Genomic DNA, 13,585 nt, shown 5'->3' on the forward strand with positions numbered 1-13,585 from the left:
CGTGTCGTCGATCTTCAACCGCGAGGTGGTCTCCAAGGTCACGCGTCCGATCGCGAAGGTGCTGATCAGGACCGGATTGACGCCCGACGCGGTGACCGTCTTCGGCACCGTGTGCTCCGTGGGCGCGGCGCTGTGGCTCTTCCCCGTGGACGAGCTCTTCTGGGGAACCATGATCATCTGGTTCTTCGTCATGTTCGACATGCTCGACGGGGCCATGGCGCGCGTGCGCGGGGGAGGCACCCGGTTCGGGGCCTGGCTCGACGCCACCTGCGATCGCGTCGCCGACGGGGCCGTCTTCGCCGGGCTCGCCTGGTGGGCCGTCTTCACCGCGGACAATCGCTACAACCTGCTGGTCGCCACCCTGATCTGCCTGGTCACCTCGCAGGTCATCAGCTACGCGAAGGCCCGCGCGGAGGCCTCGGGCCTGCGGGGCGACGGTGGCTGGATCGAACGCCCGGAACGCCTGATCATCGTGCTCGTGGGAGCCGGATTCACCGGCCTCGGCGTGTGGTGGGCGATCCACGTCGCGATGTGGTTCCTGGCGGTGACCAGCATCGTCACCGTCGTGCAGCGGGCCTTGAGCGTGCGCCGCTCGCCCGGCGCCACCGAGCTCCTGCCGCTGCCGCAGGGTGCCGTGCGGCACGAGGAGGAGCAGGCGTGATCGACCCCCGCGAAGAGGTCGCCGACCTCGCCTACCGGACCGGGTGGGCCGTCACCAAGCGGATGCCGGAGTTCGCCGCGAAGTTCCTCATCGACGACCTCGGCGGGCGGCTCGGGGCGCGCGGGGAGAACACCCAGCTCCGCAAGAACCTCGCCCGGGTCCTGGGCACCACGCCGGATGCGGTGCCGCAGAGCCTGATCGAGGCGTCGTCGCGGTCCTACGCGCGGTACTGGCGCGAGTCCTTCCGGCTGCCCTCGATGGATCTCGTCGAGCTCGGTGCCCGGCTCGATCGGTACGTGGACGTGCCCAGCGTGCACGAGGCCATGGCTGCCGGCACCGGCGCCGTGCTCGCGCTGCCGCACAGCGGCAACTGGGACATGGCCGGGGTGTGGCTCGCCCAGACCTACGGGCGCTTCGCCACCGTCGCCGAGCGCCTGCGGCCCGAGTCGCTGTTCCGGCGGTTCGTGGCGTACCGCGAGTCGCTCGGCTTCGAGATCTTCCCGCTCTCCGGCGGGGAGCAGCCGCCGATGCAGGCGCTCGCCCAGCGGCTGCGGGAGGGGCGCCCGATCTGTCTGCTCGGCGAACGCGACCTCGCGCGGCACGGCGTCCCCGTCACCTTCTTCGGCGAGCGCACGCGGATGCCCGCCGGGCCGGCCAAGCTGGCGATCGACACCGGCGCGCCGCTGCTGCCGGTGCATTGCTGGTTCGAGGGCGACGCCTGGGGCTTCAAGTCCGAGGCGCCGATCGACGTCTCCGGTGGCATCGCGGACGCGACGCAGAAGCTCGCGCACGCCTTCGAGCGGAACATCGCCGAGCACCCCGCCGACTGGCACATGCTCCAGCCGCTGTGGGAGGCCGACTGGTCGCAGGCCCGGCGCGACCGCATCCTCGGGACTCCCCGCGATTCCGTGGACGGGGTGTAGATGCGGATCGGAATGATCTGCCCGTACTCCTTCGACGTGGCGGGCGGGGTGCAGGCGCACGTCGTCGACCTCGCGCGCGTGCTGATCGAGCGGGGCCACGAGGTCTCGGTCCTCACGCCCTCGTCCAAGGACACGCCGCTCCCGGACTTCGCCGTCTCCTCCGGCAAGGCCGTCGCGATCCCGTACAACGGTTCCGTCTCCCGGCTCTCCTTCGGCCCCAAGGCCTTCGCGCGGCTGCGCAAGTGGATCCGCAAGGGCGCCTTCGACGTGCTCCACGTGCACGAGCCGAACGCGCCCAGCCTGGGCATGCTCGCGCTGGCGATCGCCGACGGGCCGATCGTCGCGACCTTCCACACCTCCACGGAGAAGTCGCTCGTGCTGTCGGTCTTCCAGAGCGTTCTGCGGCCCTCGCACGAGAAGATCCGCGGCAAGATCGCCGTCTCGGAGCTGGCCCGGCGCTGGCAGATGGAGTCGCTCGGCTCCGACGCCATCGAGATCCCCAACGGCGTGGACGTGCGGGCCTTCGCCGACGCCGACCCGCTGCCCGGCTACCCGAGGCCCGGTAAGACGGTGCTCTTCCTCGGCCGGTACGACGAGCCGCGCAAGGGCATGGCCGTCTTCCTCGAGGCGCTGCCCGCCGTGGTCGCGGCGCAGCCCGATGTCGAGGTGCTCGTGATCGGCCGCGGGGACGAGGACAAGCTCCGGCGCGAGGCCGGCCCGTACGCGGGCCACCTGCGGCTCATGGGCGCCGTGACCGACGAGGAGAAGGCCGCCGCCCTGCGCTCCGCCGACGTCTACGTGGCGCCGAATCTGGGGGGAGAGAGCTTCGGCATCGTGCTCGTCGAGGCCATGGCCGCGGGCACCGCCGTGGTCGCGAGCGATCTCAACGCCTTCGAGCGCGTGCTCGACGGGGGCGAGGCCGGCCGCCTCTTCCCGGTGGGCGACGGTGCCGCCCTCGGCCGCGCCATCGTCGAGCTGCTCGACGACGACTTCGGGCGCGCCGAGCTGGTCACGCACGCCTCCGAGGTGGTCTGGCGCTACGACTGGTCCGTCGTCGCCGAGCAGGTGATCCGTGTCTACGAGACCGTCGCCGTGCCGGGTGTCGTCGTGTCGATCCCGGGCGCCGGGAGCGAAGCGAGCGGGCCCCATGACTGAGGTGCCGGGCGCGAGACGAGCGGGCCCCATGACTGAGGTGCCGGGCGCGAGACGAGCGGGCCCCATGACTGAGGTGAGGGCCGTGCCATGCTGAATCTCACGGCGATGACGGTCCTCGTCATCGGCCTGATCGTGATGGCCGTGCTGATCGTCGCGGCGCTGGCGTACCAGACGGCGCACCGTCTGGACCGGTTGCACGTGCGGGTCGACCTCTCGCTGGCCGCCCTCGACGCGGCTCTCGCCCGACGCTCCGCCGTGGCCCGGGCGGTCGCCGCGACGCTGCCGCCCGAGCAGGGGCAGGCGCTGCGCGCCGCCGCCGACCGGGCCGAGAACGCGGCTCCCGAGGACCGGATGCCGAGGGAGAACCGGCTGTCCGCGGCCATCGGCGCCATCGACATCGAGTCCCTGCCGCGGTCACTGGTGGCGGAGATCGCCGACGCCGACACCCGCGTGACGATGGCCCGCCGGTTCCACAACGACGCGGTCCGCGACACGCGCGCGCTGCGCGGCCGGCGGTTCGTGCGCTGGTTGCACCTCGGCGGCACGGCGCCGATGCCGCAGTACTTCGACATCGTCGACCGGGGCGGGGTGCTTCCCGCGGCGCTGCTCGCGGTGACCGACGAGCGCCGGGTGTCGGCGCGCGTCATCGTCGTCGATCCGGACGGTGCGGTCCTCCTCGCCCGTGGGCACGAGCCGGTACCGGACGGTACGACCCCGTCGGGGCACTGGTGGTTCACGATCGGCGGGGGAGTCGAGCGGGGCGAGGACCTGCGCGCCGCCGCCGCGCGGGAGCTGCGCGAGGAGACGGGCCGGACGATCGCGCCCGCGGACCTCGTCGGGCCCCTGTACCGCCGCGAGGCCGTCTTCACGTTCGACGGTGAGGTGATCGACTCGGTCGAGTACTTCTTCGCCGTCGCCTGCGATCGGTTCGATCCGGCACCGTCGGGCTGGACCGACCTGGAGCGTCGCACCCTGGACGAGATGCGCTGGTGCACGCCGGAGGAGATCCGGGCGCTGACGGACCCCGTCTACCCGGCGGCGCTCGCCGACCTGATCCCGGGCGTGCGCACCGCCCTCGCTTCCGGCGCGGCCCCGGGCGCGCCGGCCCCCGTCGAATAGGAGCTGCTGTGGCGCCGAAGGAGATCTCCGGGTACCGCGTGGTGCGCCGGCTCGGGGCGGGCGGGATGGGCGAGGTCTTCCTCGTGGATCATCCGCGGCTGCCGCGCCAGGACGCGCTCAAGCTCCTGGGCCCGCAGTTCGGCGGCGATCAGGACTTCGCCGCGCGCTTCCTCCGCGAGGCCGACATCCTGGCCGGGTTGCGGCACCCGAACATCGTCACCATCTACGACCGGGGCGAGTACGAGGAGCGGCTGTGGCTCGCGATGGAGTACGTCGCGGGGGAGGACGCCGCGCAGTACCTGCGCACCCGCGGGCCGCTGCCGGCCGAGACCGTCGCGCAGATCGTCGAACAGGTCGGCAGCGCCCTCGACTGGGCCTGGGCCGAGCGGCGGCTCACGCACCGGGACGTCAAGCCGGGGAACATCCTGATCGAGCCCGGGCGGTCCGGCCGGCCGGCCGCGGTGAAGCTCGTCGACTTCGGCATCGCGAAGGCCAGTGACGACGCGAGTTCGTTGACGGCCACCGGCGTCGCGGTCGGGACGATGGCGTACCTGGCGCCGGAGGTGATCGAGGGCAAGCCTCTCGACAACCGCGCCGACGAGTACTCGCTCGCCTGCACCGCCTTCGAACTGCTCACCGGTGCGCCGCCCTACGGCCCGGGCTCGCCGAGCGCGGTGATGATGGCGCACCTGCGCGCGCCCGTCCCGGACCCGGCCGCGCGGCTCGCCGGGGTGCCGGCCGGCCTGGGACCGGTCTTCGCCCGCGCGATGGCGAAGCAGCCCCAGGACAGGTTCCCCGACAACGCCGAGTTCGCCCGCGCCTTCCGCGCGGCACTGGCGGGTCCGGCGCGTCCGGCTGTCGGCGCGACCGCCCCGAACCGGCCGCCGGCGCCGGCCGCGGAGCCCACCGTGATCCGGCCGACGCCGCCGCCCACGCCGATCCCCGCGTACTTCCCGCCCCCGCCCACGACGCCTCCGCTCGGTACGCATCCGGGCGGTGCGTACCCGGCTGCTGCGGCGGGGAGCGCGCAGCGCGGGAACGGGCGCGTCATCGCGCTGGCGGCGCTGATCGCCGTGCTCGTCGTCGCCCTCGTGGCCGTCGGCTACCTGGCCTTCGGGCGCGGCGCGGACCCGGTCGCCCCGTCGACGGTGACCGCGACCGCGCCGGTGACCTCGGCCGTCGCGCCGACGGCACCGTCGACCACCGTGCCCGCCACGACCACCGTGCCCGCCACGACGGCTGGGCCGGTCCCGACGGTGCCCGGCACCGACGCCTACGGCTTCGTCGGTAGTCCGGCCCGGTGCGCGGGCGGCGAGCAGCTGGAGTTCGCCCTGCTCACCTCGGGCGCGGGCGCCGGCTCGCGGGTGGTGATCTGCAGCGCCGGCGGTGCGTTCACCTACCGCGGTGCGCGGGCGTCGGGGGACAACAGCGGTCTGACGCTGCCCGCTGCCTCGTCGGGCGACGGGACGTACCGCGCGGTCAACCAGGACGCCAAGGGCAAGACCAAGGACGACACGATCTACACCGTCAGCGCCGCGGGGCTGGTGATCTCCCGCGGCGACGGTCGCGCCGTCGCCGCCGAGCCCGCCCGGTCCGTCTGGCTGCGCTGAGCCCCCCCGGATCCGTCGTCTCCCCGCCGAAACGCCGCCGGCCCGGTGCTCCCGCGGGGAGTTTTCACCGAGCAGCGGGTTACAACCCGGGACTCGGTGAAGAGGTCCCGCGGGAGGAGCTGTCCAGGAGCAGGCGGTGGGGCCGGAGCGCGTCCTGAAGCTTCGTCCGCAGCCGATCCGACTCCGTGCAGTCCTTCCATCGCCAGTGGGTCGGCCACAGACCGCGATCCATGAGCAGCGTGTCGCGCTTGAGCCGGGCATCCGCGTCGAATCCTTTCTTGCGCTTTCCCTCGCCGTCGAACTCGCCGACCACGTTCTCCCCGAACAGAAAGTCCACGCGGGCTTCGAGCGCGCCGGCGGGAGTGAAGAACTCCCGCTGCAGATCGGGCCGCGGGATCTCGGGCCAGGTGAGCATCAGTGCGCGGCTGCGGGATTCGCCGACGGACTCGGAGCGACCGTCCGCCTCGGGAAGGGCGGCCCGGAGAGTTGCGATGCCCTTGCGCCTGCCGAGCCGGTCGAGTGCGGCGTGCAGTTCGTCGAGCGTGACGCCCATCCGCAGTGCCGCGTCCAGCGCGCAGATCGCCTGCTCGAAGTTCCCGGCCAGCGCGAGGTCGAGCGCCGTGCGGGCGATCGTCGTCACCGCAATGCCCTCGACGGCGGTGACGTCCTCGGCGTCGAGGCGGCGGATGTGGACTCGGCGTCGACCGTCGATGCCGCCTCCGCGCCGCCCGTCGCGGGTGAAGTCGATCGTTCTCCAGTCGAAGGTGAGCACCTCCATGCCGAGCAGAGCGGCCGCGGCGGCATGGCTGAGCACCAGTCCGGCACTCGATCGCTCGGCGGCGGCCTGGGCGGACAGCGCGAGTTCGACCCACGGCGCGAGTCTCTTGCCCTGGTGGTAGCTGCCGCGCCAGACCCGGGTCATCAGCTCGTCGTCGACCCACTTGCGAATCTTCCGGTCGGTGGCACCCGTCGCCAGCATCTCCGATCGGTGCTTGCGCAGCACCGCTTCCCCACCAGGCATATCGGCCCCCGACCTCGGCGCCCCCACGCCGACGCCTCCATCATCCACGAATCACAGCCAGCGCGAGTCGGTTTCGCTCCCGGCGCTCCCGCGGGGAGTTTTCACAGAGTCGGCGGTTGCAACCCACTGTTGGGTGAAAGGGTCCCGCGGGAGTGGGGGCTTCGACGGTGACGGTGGTCTGCAACGTTTCCTCCGGCGGTCGTGGCGCAGACCCGGGCGGGGGAGGGCGCACCGTCATCGGGAATACTGGAGCCCCGCACGCCCCGAGCTACGAGGAGACCCATCAGTGACCACTGATCCGCAGACCGCACCCGTCACCGGCACCGCGCGCGTGAAGCGCGGGATGGCCGAGATGCTCAAGGGCGGCGTGATCATGGACGTGGTCACCCCCGAGCAGGCGAAGATCGCCGAGGACGCCGGCGCCGTGGCCGTCATGGCCCTCGAGCGCGTGCCCGCGGACATCCGCGCGCAGGGCGGCGTCAGCCGCATGTCCGATCCGGACATGATCGACGGCATCATCGAGGCCGTCAGCATCCCGGTCATGGCGAAGGCGCGCATCGGGCACTTCGTCGAGGCGCAGATCCTGCAGGCCCTGGGCGTGGACTACATCGACGAGTCCGAGGTGCTGACCCCGGCCGACTATGCGAACCACATCGACAAGTTCGCCTTCACCGTGCCCTTCGTCTGCGGCGCCACCAACCTGGGCGAGGCGCTGCGCCGCATCACCGAGGGCGCCGCGATGATCCGCAGCAAGGGCGAGGCCGGCACCGGTGACGTCTCGAACGCCACCACCCACATGCGCAAGATCCGCGACGAGATCCGTCGCCTGACCTCGCTGCCCGAGGACGAGCTGTACGTCGCCGCCAAGGAGCTGCAGGCGCCGTACGACCTCGTGGTCGAGGTCGCCAAGAACGGCAAGCTGCCCGTCACCCTGTTCACGGCCGGCGGCATCGCGACCCCGGCCGACGCGGCGATGATGATGCAGCTCGGCGCCGAGGGCGTCTTCGTGGGTTCGGGCATCTTCAAGTCGGGCAACCCCGAGCAGCGGGCCAAGGCGATCGTCGCGGCGACGACCTTCTACGACGACCCCGCCAAGCTGGCCGAGGTCTCCCGCGGTCTGGGCGAGGCCATGGTGGGGATCAACGTCGATGACATCCCGCAGCCGCATCGCCTGGCGGAACGCGGCTGGTAACGGCATGTCGCCCGCCGGTCTCCGACGATTCGCGCTAGCGTCGAGGCTGCGCGTGTCGGGCAGACGCGGGATGTGAAGTGGAAGCAGTGAGGCGGAGGATGTCAGACCAAGCAACGGCCAGGGCCACCCAGGAGTACGGGGCCCGGACGTCCCTGGGCGGGGCGCAGGTGGAGGCCGCACCGACGGTGCTCCGTGTGCTCGCGTACATCGCGGACCTGTGCGTCGCGGCCACCGTGGTCGCGGTCGCCCTGATCGTGAACATCGCCGCCGGCCTCGAGAAGGGCTGGATCCTCCTCGGCGTCGGTGCCGCCGTCGCGATCGTCGCGTCGATCGTGCTGCACGGCGTCTTCGGCGCCAGCCCCGGCAAGCTGCTCGCCGGACTGAAGGTGGTCGACGCGCAGTCCCACCGTCCGGTCGGCTTCCCGTCGGCGGCGATCCGCTCGGTCGTCTTCAACGTTCTCGCGCCGCTGGTCTACCTGCCGGCGTGGTCGGTGCTGGCCGACGGTGCGCATCGTGGCGTGCACGAGAAGGCCTCGGGGTCGACGGTGGTCGACGAGGCCGACGTCGCGACTCCGGCCCGCGCGGCGGCGCCGGCCCCGTCGGGCCCGCTCGGCGGCCTGGTCACCGGCGACTCGGAGAGCACCCTCCAGCGCATTCCGAAGCCGCTGCCCGAGGAGAACCGCGGCGCCGACGCCGCGACCGCGGTCGTCGGGACGGGGGAGACGCGCGAGCGGATGCAGCCCCCGTCGCTGCCGCCCCTCCCGGACGACGTCCCCGGCCTGCGGCCGATCCCGCCGCGCTTCGGCCCGCCGCCCACCGCGGGCGAGTCGCCGGCAGCGGGCCCGGCGCCCGCCTACGAGGCCCCGCAGCAGCAGCCCTTCGCCCCGCGTCCCAGCGGCCCCACGGGCCCCAGTGCGCAGCCGATGCCGCGCCCGCAGGGCGCGCCGCAGCCGCCCGCCGCGCGTCCCCTGCCTCCGCAGGCGCAGCCGCCGCAGGGGCGCCCCGCGGCCGCCGCCCCGTCGGGCGGAGCGCCGATCGTGCTGCGCTTCGACGACGGCCACTCGATCGACGTCCGCGGCGACGGCATCATCGGCCGCGAGCCCGTTCTGCCCGGCGGGGCCGATCCGGGCAAGATCACCAAGCACGTGCTGGTCGACGACACCGCCTCGGTGTCGAAGACGCACTTGCTGTTCGGCATCACCCGCGGTGAACTGTGGGTGGAGGACGTGGGCTCGACCAACGGGTCCGCGATCGCGTACGGCGATTCGTGGACCGAGCTCACCAAGGGAGTGAGGTACGCCGTGGAGAAGGGCAGCGTCGTGCACATGGGCCAGCGGAGTTTCAAGGTGTTCGCAGGATGACGACCGAAGCGGGGGAGGCGCGCTCCGAGATCGTCTACGGCGAGCAGGGCGGCGTGTCCATGAAGTGGGTCGCCATCAGCAATCCCGGCCGGGTCCGCCTGACCAACGAGGACGGTGCCCTGACCGGACCGGGCATGTTCCTCCTCGCCGACGGCATGGGCGGCCACGACGCGGGCGAGGTCGCCTCCGCCGCCGCGCTCGAGGCGCTCGCCGAGGTCTTCGGGCCGGAACCCGCCGACGCGCAGGTCGTGATGGAGCAGGTCGTCGACCGCCTGCGCGATGCGCACGCGGCGATCGAGGCCATCGACTCGGACACCGGCAAGCGCGCCGGGACCACGGTGACGGGCGTCCTGCTGACCACCTACGAGGGCGTGCCGCACTGGCTCGTGGTCAACATCGGCGATTCGCGCACCTATCGGCTCGCGGAGGGCTACTTCGAGCAGCTCACCGTCGATCACTCGCAGGTCCAGGAGCTGATCAACGGCGGCTTCCTGAGCCCGGAGCAGGCCCGCGTCGATCCCCGCCGCAACGTGATCACGCGCGCCCTGGGGGCCGGGATGGAGCCGGACGCGGACTTCTGGATCGTGCCGGCGCAGCCGCGCGAGAAGCTGCTCGTGTGCTCCGACGGACTCAACGGTGAACTCACCGACGAGGAGATCCGGCAGATCCTCGATACCGATGTGCCGATCGACGAATGCGCCGATCAGCTGGTCGCCGCGGCGCTCAATGCGGGCGGGCGGGACAACGTCACGGTGATCGTCGTGGACGCCACCACGGAACCGACCGAACCGGGCTGGTGACCTGAGTAGAGTCTCCCCTCGTGGCTGACATCGAAGCACTGCTGAGTCTTGAGAAGATCGACCGCGACATCTTCCGCGGCATTCACGCCCCTTCGATCCTGGTGCGCACCTTCGGTGGTCAGGTCGCCGGGCAGGCCCTGCGTTCGGCGATCGAGACGGTGCCCGCCGAACTGCAGGTCCACTCCCTGCACGGCTACTTCCTGCGTCCCGGCAACCCCGACGCCGACACCGTCTTCCTCGTGGACCGGATCCGCGACGGCCGGTCCTTCTGCACCCGCCTGGTCAACGGCGTGCAGAACGGCGAGGCGATCTTCTCGATGTCCGCCTCGTTCCAGATCCCCGGCCAGGAGGGGATCGAGCACGCCGACGAGATGCCGCCCATGCGGGACCCGGAGACGGTGCCGAGCCCGCGGGAGGATCCGAACGCCACCCGCGAGAGTCTCGGGCTGTTCGAGGAGTGGAGCGACTGGGACATCCGGATCGTGCCGCAGGAGGCGACCGAGCAGTACGCGGGACGGGCCGTGCACCAGCAGGTCTGGTTCCGGCACATCAAACGGCTCCCGGACGACCAGAACGTGCACACGAGCGCGCTCGCCTACATGAGCGACATGACCCTGCTCGGCTCGGCGCGCGTGGCGCACCCGGGCGCGGACACCCAGGTGGCGTCGCTCGACCACGCCATGTGGTTCCTGCGCCCGTTCCGGGCCGACGAGTGGCTCCTCTACGACCAGACGTCACCGTCGGCCGGCCAGGGCCGCGCGCTGACCGCCGGGCGCATCTTCGCGCTCGACGGGACCCTCGTGGCCGTCGTCATCCAGGAGGGGCTGCACCGCTTCCGGAGGTAGCCGCCTAGGCTGGCTCATCGTGACTGTGCGGATCGGGGTACTGGCCCTGCAGGGCGACGTGCGGGAGCACCGTCGGGCGCTGGAGGCGGCGGGGGCCGCCACGACGGCGGTACGGACCGTCGACGACCTCGCGGCGGTCGACGGCATCGTCCTGCCCGGTGGTGAGTCGACCACCATGAGCCGGTTGCTCGGCGTCTTCGACCTCTTCGATCCGCTCCGCGCGGCCCTCGCGGACGGGCTGCCGGCGTACGGCTCCTGCGCGGGGATGATCCTGCTCGCCTCCGAGGTGCTCGACACCCGGCCCGACGCGCGCTGCCTCGGTGCGATCGACATGACCGTGCGGCGGAACGCCTTCGGTCGCCAGGTGGACTCGTTCGAGACGGACCTCGCGGTCGCGGGCATCGACGGTGACCCGGTGCGCGCGGTGTTCATCCGCGCGCCGTGGGTCGAGCGGGTGGGTGACGGCGTCGAGGTGCTCGCCAGGGTGCCCGCCGAGGCCGGTGCGACGGCGGGTACGGTGGTCGCTGTTCGACAGGGTGTGACGATGGCCACATCCTTTCATCCCGAGGTCACGGGAGATCTGCGGATCCACCGGTGCTTCGTGGACATGGTCCGGCGCGGGTGACTCCGCCGCCGTAGAGCGAGGAGAGTGGCGCCGTGGGCTACATGCCGGTGACCGATTCGATGTTCCTGCTGGCGGAGTCCCGCGAGCATCCGATGCACGTGGGCGGGCTGCAGCTGTTCACGCCCCCCGAGGGCGCCGGTCCGGACTTCGTGCGGTCGGTCGTCGACACCATGCGCGGGCGCACCGAGATCAGCGAGAAGTTCGGCCGGCGTCCCGCGGACCCCGTGGGGATCCTCGGCAACACCTGGTGGTCGTCGGTGGACGAGTTGGACATGGACTACTACGTCCGGCACACCGCCCTGCCGAAGCCCGGCCGCATCCGCGAGCTGTTCCAGCAGGTGTCGCTGTGGCACGAGACCCTGCTCGACCGGCACCGTCCGATGTGGGAGGTGCACGTGGTCGAGGGGCTCGAGGACGGCCGGTACGCCGTCTTCTCGAAGGTGCACCACTCGTTGGTCGACGGTGTCTCCGCCCTCCGGTACATGACGCTCGCGCTCTCGAACGACCCGAACGACATGGAGGGCCGGGTCGTGTGGCAGCCCGGCCTGGGACGGCGCAAGAAGGCCACCGCGCCCGCGAAGGAGAAGAGCGGCCTGCTCCCGTTCAGCCCGGTGGACACGGTGAAGCAGGTCGGCGGGCTGACGGGCGAGGTGTTGGGCATGCTCCCGGCGTCGCTGAAGGTGGCGGGCAGCGCGTTCCGCGACCACGATTACACGGCCCCGTTCCAGGCCCCGCACACGATCTTCAACGTGCCGATCGGCGGTGCCCGACGGTTCGTGGCGCAGTCCTACTCGCTCGACCGGATCGACGCGGTGCGCCAGGCCGCCGGCGCGACCGTCAACGACGTGGTGCTCGCGATGTGCGGCGGCGCCCTGCGCGCCTACCTGGCGGAGCTCGGCGAGCTGCCGGACCGCTCGCTGACCGCGATGGTCCCCGTGTCGCTGCGCAAGGACGCCGACGATGTCGATGCCTCGAACGCGGTCGGCGCCATCATCGCGACCCTGGGTACCGACCTTCCGGAGGCGAGTGAGCGGCTCAAGGTCATCCGCGAATCGGTGATCTCCGCCCGCAAGGTCATGGGTGAGCTGTCGCCGCTGCAGGTGCTCGCGGTGAGCGCGGCCAACATCGCGGGCCTGGCCCCCGGCATGCTGCCCGGGTACCAGGGCGTCTCGCGGCCGCCGTTCAACCTGATCATCTCCAACGTCCCGGGGCCGCGGGAGGCGATGTACTGGAACGGCGCCCACCTGGACGGCGTGTACCCCGCGTCGATCCCGTGGGAGGGGCAGGCGGTGAACATCACGATCTGCACGAACAACCGGAACCTGGAGTTCGGGATCACGGCGTGCCGCACGTCGGTGCCGCACGTGCAGCGGATCATTCACCATCTCGAGGACGCGTTGACGGAGCTGGAGAAGGCTTTCACGTAAACTCTCGGGGTTGATGCACCGCACCCGAACGGAATCGAGGGATCGATGAGCGGCCATTCCAAATGGGCCACCACCAAGCACAAGAAGGCGGCGATCGACGCCAAGCGCGGCAAGCTCTTCGCCAAGCTGATCAAGAACATCGAGGTCGCAGCGCGCACCGGTGGTAGTGATCCCGACGGCAATCCGACGCTCTACGACGCCATCCAGAAGGCGAAGAAGACCTCGGTGCCCAACGACAACATCGAGCGCGCCCGCAAGCGCGGCGGCGGCGAGGAGGCGGGCGGCGCCGACTGGCAGACCATCATGTACGAGGGCTACGGGCCGAACGGCGTGGCGGTGCTCATCGAGTGCCTCACCGACAACCGGAACCGGGCCGCGGGCGAGGTCCGCGTGGCGATGACCCGCAACGGCGGCAACATGGCCGACCCGGGCTCGGTGGCCTACCTGTTCACCCGCAAGGGCATCGTCACCCTGGACAAGAACGGTCAGGCGGAGGACGACGTGCTGATGGCCGTCCTGGACGCCGGCGCCGAGGAGATCAGCGACCTGGGCGAGCAGTTCGAGATCGTCTGCGAGCCGACCGACCTGATCGCCGTCCGCACCGCCCTGCAGGAGGCGGGGATCGACTACGACTCCGCCGAGTCCGGCTTCCGGGCGTCGGTCGAGGTCGCCGTCGACGCCGAGGGCGCCCGCAAGGTCTTCAAGCTGGTCGACGCGCTGGAGGACAGCGACGACGTGCAGAACGTCTACACCAACGTCGACATCTCCGACGAGGTCCTGGCCGAGCTCGACGAGGACTGACGCCTCCGGATTGAGGTGACCGCATCGGGTCTACTGTTCGGTAAC

The 13,585-nt window shown here is 71.6% G+C and carries 13 protein-coding genes; 12 read left to right on the forward strand and 1 reads right to left on the reverse strand.

Annotated elements, in window-relative coordinates:
- The first annotated feature begins 1 nt into the window (after position 1).
- The 5 genes from pgsA (at position 2) to AC21LY_RS06075 (ending at position 5,468) form a co-directional block, all read left to right on the forward strand.
- On the forward strand, positions 2-661 hold the full coding sequence (gene pgsA / locus AC21LY_RS06055; protein WP_489045452.1) for a phosphatidylinositol phosphate synthase: 660 nt from the start codon (positions 2-4) through the stop codon (positions 659-661).
- Positions 661-1,584 (forward strand): phosphatidylinositol mannoside acyltransferase, encoded by a 924-nt coding sequence (locus AC21LY_RS06060; protein WP_489045968.1) that lies wholly within the window; start codon positions 661-663, stop codon positions 1,582-1,584. Before pgsA ends, AC21LY_RS06060 begins: the two co-directional genes overlap by 1 nt.
- On the forward strand, positions 1,585-2,739 hold the full coding sequence (locus tag AC21LY_RS06065) for a glycosyltransferase family 4 protein (RefSeq protein ID WP_489045453.1): 1,155 nt from the start codon (positions 1,585-1,587) through the stop codon (positions 2,737-2,739). It begins immediately after the preceding gene.
- Positions 2,740-2,829: 90 nt separating this feature from the next.
- Positions 2,830-3,858, forward strand: coding sequence for an NUDIX hydrolase (locus AC21LY_RS06070; protein ID WP_489045969.1), 1,029 nt, complete (start codon positions 2,830-2,832; stop codon positions 3,856-3,858).
- Between the two features lie 8 nt (positions 3,859-3,866).
- Positions 3,867-5,468 carry a serine/threonine-protein kinase gene (locus AC21LY_RS06075; protein WP_489045454.1) on the forward strand — a complete coding sequence of 534 codons (1,602 nt, stop codon included), beginning with the start codon at positions 3,867-3,869 and terminating at the stop codon, positions 5,466-5,468.
- 79 nt (positions 5,469-5,547) lie between these two features.
- Here AC21LY_RS06075 and AC21LY_RS06080 read toward each other — a convergent pair whose 3' ends face one another.
- A complete protein-coding gene (locus tag AC21LY_RS06080; protein ID WP_489045455.1) occupies positions 5,548-6,489 on the reverse strand; it encodes a hypothetical protein in 942 nt (313 codons plus the stop codon).
- 343 nt (positions 6,490-6,832) lie between these two features.
- Between AC21LY_RS06080 and pdxS the strand changes: the two genes are divergently transcribed.
- From pdxS to AC21LY_RS06115, 7 genes are all read left to right on the forward strand, one after another.
- Positions 6,833-7,681 (forward strand): pyridoxal 5'-phosphate synthase lyase subunit PdxS, encoded by an 849-nt coding sequence (gene pdxS / locus AC21LY_RS06085; protein ID WP_231855401.1) that lies wholly within the window; start codon positions 6,833-6,835, stop codon positions 7,679-7,681.
- A gap of 98 nt (positions 7,682-7,779) precedes the next feature.
- Positions 7,780-9,042, forward strand: a complete 1,263-nt coding sequence (locus AC21LY_RS06090; RefSeq protein WP_489045456.1) for an RDD family protein — start codon at positions 7,780-7,782, stop codon at positions 9,040-9,042.
- Positions 9,039-9,842, forward strand: a complete 804-nt coding sequence (locus AC21LY_RS06095) for a PP2C family protein-serine/threonine phosphatase (protein ID WP_489045457.1) — start codon at positions 9,039-9,041, stop codon at positions 9,840-9,842. Before AC21LY_RS06090 ends, AC21LY_RS06095 begins: the two co-directional genes overlap by 4 nt.
- 20 nt (positions 9,843-9,862) lie before the next feature.
- Positions 9,863-10,687 carry an acyl-CoA thioesterase gene (locus AC21LY_RS06100; RefSeq protein WP_489045458.1) on the forward strand — a complete coding sequence of 275 codons (825 nt, stop codon included), beginning with the start codon at positions 9,863-9,865 and terminating at the stop codon, positions 10,685-10,687.
- Between the two features lie 16 nt (positions 10,688-10,703).
- Positions 10,704-11,312, forward strand: coding sequence for a pyridoxal 5'-phosphate synthase glutaminase subunit PdxT (pdxT, locus tag AC21LY_RS06105; protein WP_489045970.1), 609 nt, complete (start codon positions 10,704-10,706; stop codon positions 11,310-11,312).
- A 41-nt stretch (positions 11,313-11,353) separates the two neighbouring features.
- The gene (locus AC21LY_RS06110; RefSeq protein ID WP_489045971.1) at positions 11,354-12,739 is read left to right on the forward strand and encodes a WS/DGAT/MGAT family O-acyltransferase; all 1,386 of its coding nucleotides are present in this window, start codon (positions 11,354-11,356) and stop codon (positions 12,737-12,739) included.
- A gap of 45 nt (positions 12,740-12,784) precedes the next feature.
- Positions 12,785-13,540, forward strand: a complete 756-nt coding sequence (locus AC21LY_RS06115; RefSeq protein ID WP_489045459.1) for a YebC/PmpR family DNA-binding transcriptional regulator — start codon at positions 12,785-12,787, stop codon at positions 13,538-13,540.
- The last annotated feature ends 45 nt before the right edge of the window (positions 13,541-13,585 follow it).

This window comes from Tsukamurella sp. II2bb (assembly GCF_057815145.1).

Bases quoted from the DNA above. Each gene is read 5' to 3' on its own strand.
- AC21LY_RS06065 (WP_489045453.1), top strand. From the start codon at position 1,585: ATGCGGATCGGAATGATCTGCCCGTACTCCTTCGACGTGGCGGGCGGG.
- AC21LY_RS06110 (WP_489045971.1), top strand. From the start codon at position 11,354: ATGCCGGTGACCGATTCGATGTTCCTGCTGGCGGAGTCCCGCGAGCAT.
- AC21LY_RS06090 (WP_489045456.1), top strand. From the start codon at position 7,780: ATGTCAGACCAAGCAACGGCCAGGGCCACCCAGGAGTACGGGGCCCGG.
- pdxS (WP_231855401.1), top strand. From the start codon at position 6,833: ATGGCCGAGATGCTCAAGGGCGGCGTGATCATGGACGTGGTCACCCCC.
- AC21LY_RS06115 (WP_489045459.1), top strand. From the start codon at position 12,785: ATGAGCGGCCATTCCAAATGGGCCACCACCAAGCACAAGAAGGCGGCG.
- AC21LY_RS06080 (WP_489045455.1), bottom strand. From the start codon at position 6,489: ATGCCTGGTGGGGAAGCGGTGCTGCGCAAGCACCGATCGGAGATGCTG.
- AC21LY_RS06095 (WP_489045457.1), top strand. From the start codon at position 9,039: ATGACGACCGAAGCGGGGGAGGCGCGCTCCGAGATCGTCTACGGCGAG.